At 63.3% G+C, this 1,718-nt stretch carries 2 protein-coding genes; both read left to right on the top strand.

Annotated features, from left to right (window positions below; translation table 11 throughout):
- Positions 1 to 404, top strand: a 404-nt coding sequence (locus tag EN969_RS35425) for an SDR family oxidoreductase (protein WP_164758620.1), incomplete at its 5' end; no start/stop codon positions are given.
- A 488-nt stretch (positions 405 to 892) separates the two neighbouring features.
- On the top strand, positions 893 to 1,171 hold the full coding sequence (locus EN969_RS35420; RefSeq protein ID WP_063170067.1) for an RHS domain-containing protein: 279 nt from the start codon (positions 893 to 895) through the stop codon (positions 1,169 to 1,171).
- The last annotated feature ends 547 nt before the right edge of the window (positions 1,172 to 1,718 follow it).

Raw genomic sequence — 1,718 nt, 5'->3', positions numbered from 1 at the left:
TCTATCACGCGGCACTCGCCGTGGTGCCGATCATGGAGCGGCAGGGCGGCGGCGTCATCCTGACCACGGCCTCCACCGCGGGTCTGCGGCCGCGCCCCGGCCTCACCTGGTACAATGCGTCGAAAGGCTGGGCGATCACCGCCACCAAATCGATGGCGGTGGAACTGGCGCCGAAGAACATCCGCGTCAACTGCCTCTGCCCGGTTGCCGGCGAGACCGGCATGCTGGAGAAATTCATGGGCGCCGACACACCCGAAATCCGCGAGAAGTTCCGCGCATCGATCCCGCTCGGCCGGCTCTCGACGCCGCTCGACATCGCCAACGCCGCACTCTGGCTGGCCTCGGACGAAGCCGCCTTCATCACCGGCGTGGCGCTGGAGGTCGACGGCGGACGCTGCATCTGAACGCCTGGGTAGCAGGCCAGGATCTCATCCGCTGCAATACCAGGACAAGCGCAATCTCACGGCAATCGAGGATCAACCCCGCCAACAATGAGACCTACACCTATACGGCCAACGGCTTCATCGAGAATGCCGATGGGCCGTGGGGCAGCCTCACCTATACGATCGACGGTGTCGGCAACATCACCCAGCGCACCGTAACCATTGGTGGCGTCACCTCTATCGATACCTACAGCCTTCAGGGCGGCTCCAACCGGCTGACCGGCATCCTCACCGGCGGCGCACCGAGCCGCGGCTTCCAGTCGGACCTTGCCGGCAACGTCACGCAGGACGCGACCGTCTCGCCGGAGCTCACCAAGACCTACAGCTACAATGCCGCCGGCCAGCTCTCGGGCGCCACCACGAACGGCACGACGGCAGGCGCCTACATCTACGACTACCTGTCGCGGCTGGTCTCGCGCACCATCGCCGCCTCGTCGGCCACGCTGCACATGGTGCACGACCTCGACGGCAATGTAATCGCCGAATATGACGCGTCCGGCGCGCTGGTCACCGAATACATCTGGGTCGAAGGCCGCCCGCTGGCGATGGTCGCCGACGCCGGCATCACGCCGGTGCTCTATTACGTGCTGACTGACCATCTCGAACGGCCGGTCATGATGACCGACCAGGGCCGCAATGTCGTCTGGCAGGCGAGCTATCTACCTTACGGTGAGGTGCGTAGCATCAGTGGCACGGCGACGCTCAACCAGCGCTTCCCCGGCCAATAGTTCCAGATCGAGACGGGGCTCGCCTACAATTGGCACCGCCATTATGATGCTTCCATCGGGCGCTATCTGCAGCCCGATCCGCTCGGTATGCCGAATGGGCCGTCAAGGTGGGCGTATGTCGGCAACAGCCCGCTGATGAAGGTGGATCCGAGCGGGTTGTATTGGGTTCCAGGTCCAGGAGGGAATCGATGGTGGTGTTGGGGTGGCAATCCCTTGGACTGCGTTTTACGTCCCCCCCCCGCAGCCAGGGCCACAATCTTGCCCGATGCCGTCGGAACGGCGTACGACGCCTCCGCCTCCGCCGCCAGCTGGGCCGCCGGATGACGACCCTTGTGAGGAACAGCTTGCCGCTGATGAGGCGCAGTGCCAATTGCTATCCTCGGGGCGTGGTGGCGGGCGCACAACCAAAGCTGGTAGAAATTGGTATGCAGCTTGTATGGCAATAGCCAGTGAAAGATATGCCGCTTGTAGGGCAGGGAAACCCTTGCCGCCGTTTCCAATATGGAAAATGTAGCTATGAAATTTCTATTTCGGGAGAGGCTGGAAG

This window comes from Mesorhizobium sp. M7A.F.Ca.CA.003.01.2.1, from assembly GCF_003998945.1.
GTDB classification, from domain to species: Bacteria; Pseudomonadota; Alphaproteobacteria; order Rhizobiales; family Rhizobiaceae; genus Mesorhizobium; species Mesorhizobium ciceri.
Note: the sequence above shows the minus strand (reverse complement) of the source record. Positions and strands in the feature narration are given on the sequence as shown.

Coding starts and splice junctions, on each gene's coding strand:
- EN969_RS35420 (WP_063170067.1), top strand. CDS start 893: ATGGTGCACGACCTCGACGGCAATGTAATCGCCGAATATGACGCGTCC.